The sequence below is a fragment of the Pseudomonas sp. P4_D7 genome (assembly GCF_056401755.1).
On sequence record NZ_JBFUIR010000137.1, the window covers coordinates 1 to 2,292 of the forward strand.

General features: G+C 56.2%; 3 protein-coding genes. 2 read left to right on the forward strand and 1 reads right to left on the reverse strand.

The genetic code is table 11. The features are described from left to right. Positions 1–25: 25 nt before the first annotated feature. Positions 26–286, reverse strand: a complete 261-nt coding sequence (locus AC1DVF_RS29020) for a hypothetical protein (protein WP_477783601.1) — start codon at positions 284–286, stop codon at positions 26–28. Between the two features lie 792 nt (positions 287–1,078). Between AC1DVF_RS29020 and AC1DVF_RS29025 the strand changes: the two genes are divergently transcribed. After that, a complete protein-coding gene (locus AC1DVF_RS29025; RefSeq protein ID WP_477783602.1) occupies positions 1,079–1,522 on the forward strand; it encodes a lysozyme inhibitor LprI family protein in 444 nt (147 codons plus the stop codon). A 30-nt stretch (positions 1,523–1,552) separates the two neighbouring features. Then, the coding region (locus AC1DVF_RS29030; protein ID WP_477783603.1) for a hypothetical protein at positions 1,553–2,292 on the forward strand (740 nt) is incomplete at its 3' end.

The following is a 2,292-nucleotide window of genomic DNA, read 5'->3' on the forward strand; positions in this document are numbered from 1 at the left end:
CATCAAAGGGCGATGACGACCGCCCTCAAACCCGGTCCCACTCCATCTTGAGATGCGCTCGTGACGCGCATTGAACGCCCATGACGGTCAATGCATCGATCGCCCCCAGCGCCAGAAGCAATCGCCGCCGGTCAAGAACGTCGTCATCCTGCAGCGTCTCGACGAGCAACCCCGTCAACCCGCGCGCGTACTGTAAGAACTCCATCGCATCGTTCAACAGCGCATTCACGCCCGCCTCCTCGTCGAGGCAAAAGCTCCCCTCGCCGAGTGTTCCGTACTTTTCCATGATTAGCTCCAGTTATCCGCGCTTCCGCCGAGGCGTGGCACGTCGCATACAACACGACGCACCACCATCGCTCGGACGATGAGTTATCAACGGCGTGTCCGTGACCGGACGCCGGGCGGTTTGATCGAGAAGTGGATGGCGGCGTCAGTCGTTACCTGCCGGGCACGCGGCTGCGCGCCAGATAGCGTTGGCAAGAAATGTCTCAGTGCAACGGCGGGCGCCGCGGTTCGTCAACCGTGTCTGCGACGTATGCAGACGGCCCGACTACCGTTGAGGGAGGCACCGTCGGGGAGCGGCGCGCGGGGGAATGCCTTAGTATTTGGCTTAGCCATGGTCAACCTGTGTTGTTGATTGCGGTCAGCGGACCTTGTGGTGCTTCTAACACCCCTGGTCCGCGCTTCTTGTCGTTTCGAGCGATGGTTGCCTGCGGTGTGCAGAAAGCGGTTCCGCAGGCAACGGAAAGAACCTATCAAACTCTACGATCTGTTGTCATGAGAATGTCGGAACGCCGTTCTGCCCTGACTGCCAACCAAGCTCTGCTTCTCATATTTCCACTGGATCAATGCATAGCGAAGCGACATCGTATCCATGGAAAGCGGACTGTCGCCGACATCGAGAGATCTGTGATGTCAGAACGTACTTGAGTCGAATCTCAAGATACCGTCGAAAGAACGGGAGACGACGCTCGAGCCTCGAGCACTTTCGGTGTCCATCGTCACGCTTAAGACGTGATCAATGGATTGAGCGTTCCGATTCGGGTAGCTTTCAAAGCCCATAGCCAAGGAGACGTACATGCATTGGATCAAGACGTTCGCAACGCTTACAGCGCTGTCCGTTTGCGCTAGTTCTGCATTTGCTGCGAATTCCGGAGCAAGCCAATCAATCCGGCAAGGAGCCCCAAAGGGAATCACCGAGGCATTTTATGCCTGTGCTGACAAGGCAGGAAGTGACATGGTCGCGCTCGGCTCATGCACTTCTTCGGAAAAAAAGGTTCAGGACGCTCGTCTGAATAAAGCRTACGCCATCCTGATGACCAAGCTCGAACCAAGAGCCAAAGAGAGCATGAAAGCCGCCGAGCGCTCGTGGCTGGACTTCAACGGAAAGGCTGTCAATGCGGAGCTCGATCTTCGTGCGACTGACAAGACGGCAAGTATCGAAGCCAGCCTCAGCGAAGTATTCAGGTATTGCGACCAGGCTAACGTCCTGGAGAATTTTGTCTATTTCGTAAATGACTAGTATCCGACGAGCTCTCAAGGAGGATTTTCTATGACAGGACCAGATACGCGAGACGCGGAATCGCTAGCCGGTGCGGTTTACTTCATTGTTGGACGCGGCACGGAAGGTGGTCCGGCATCCTACCGGTTGAGCGTTGCAGGCCTCAATGACCGCAACTGGGGAGAGGTAGGAAGCGTCGCTGCAAATAGTGGCTACTCGATAGGCACTATTCAGGTGGATCTCGGCCAAAGAGGAACCTGGGGCCTGGGTGATACCGAGGGACCGGCGGCTCCCGGACAAACAACGTACGTCGATGGACTGATTGATCAGTCGGAGAGATATGCGCGCGCCAACGCCCTGCCATTCACAACTGATCTGACGCAACTTCGTTCGGACTTGCTTAGCCACGGAAACGGGGAACACGGGCGAACGTCTATCACGTTCATCGATGCGGATACTCGCGACAGCATAAATCGCTGGGCGTCGTCGAATGATGGCAAAAAGTGGATCCATGCAAATGTCGACTATCCACAAGTAAAAAGCGCAACAGAAACGGCCACGAATTTGCTCGATCGCTACGGAACCCATGTCGTGGACGATCGACGCCTCGAGACCGTAGCGCTGCTGGCAAAGACTGCCAACCAGTGGCCGTCTCAGCTTCCCAAGTTCAAGGAAGTTCTAGAGCACGGCGGTACTTATGAGGACGTTTTGGCGACCGCGAACCAAATCAAAGCCCACAATCGGGTTTACGACGGCCTTGACGCTGTCGCTGTCGCCGAGCGATACAAGGC

Bases quoted from the DNA above. Each gene is read 5' to 3' on its own strand.
- AC1DVF_RS29020 (WP_477783601.1), bottom strand. From the start codon at position 286: ATGGAAAAGTACGGAACACTCGGCGAGGGGAGCTTTTGCCTCGACGAG.